The organism is Aurantimonas sp. E1-2-R+4 (assembly GCF_036549515.1).
GTDB classification, from domain to species: Bacteria; Pseudomonadota; Alphaproteobacteria; order Rhizobiales; family Rhizobiaceae; genus Aurantimonas; species Aurantimonas coralicida_A.
In genome coordinates, this window is sequence record NZ_JAZHLK010000158.1 from 1 (window position 1) to 657 (window position 657).

1 pseudogene and 1 other annotated feature are annotated in these 657 nt (G+C 63.8%); the pseudogene reads right to left on the reverse strand.

What is annotated here, in order from left to right:
- Nucleotides 1-607, reverse strand: a pseudogene (locus tag VQ045_RS21850) (IS3 family transposase); the annotation flags it as partial.
- Nucleotides 210-326: a sequence feature (AL1L pseudoknot), on the reverse strand. It overlaps the preceding pseudogene by 117 nt.
- Nucleotides 608-657 lie beyond the last annotated feature (50 nt).

Genomic DNA, 657 nt, shown 5'->3' on the forward strand with positions numbered 1-657 from the left:
CCCATGGATCGCATCAGGCGCTCCACTGTGCACTTGGCAACCTTGATCCCTTCGCGGCGCAACTGGTGCCAGACTTTGCGGCTGCCATATAGGCCAAAGCTGTTCTCATGGACGCGCTTGATCTGATCCATGATCTCGTCATCGCGCCGGGCACGGGCCGGACGCCTGCCTGGATCGGCAAGGCGAGCAGCGTGTTCGCGGTAGGAAGAAGGGGCGATCGCCAACTCGCGGCAGATCGGCTCGACCCCCAGTTCCTCGCGATGGGCGTCAATGAACGCCATCATCCTTTCCCGGGGCGGTCGAGCTCCGCCATCGCAAAATACGCCGATGCCTTGCGCAGGATCTCGTTGGCCCGGCGGAGCTCCTTCACCTCGCGTTCAAGCAGCCTCAAACGCGCCTGATCGTCGGCGGCCTGCGCCGCTGGTCCCGCTCGTCGGAGCGCCTCCTCACGACACCACCGGCGCAGGGTCTCGGCCGTGCATCCGATCTTCGCCGCGATCGAGGTCATCGTTTCCCACTCCGAACCGTAGTCGGCGCGGTGCTCACCAACCATCCGGACCGCTCGCTCACGTACCTCGGGTGAAAACTTCCTGGTCGTCTTGCTCATCGTAGCTCCTTCTCACAGATAGGAGCCTCCGGAAAACCCGGGACGCTTCA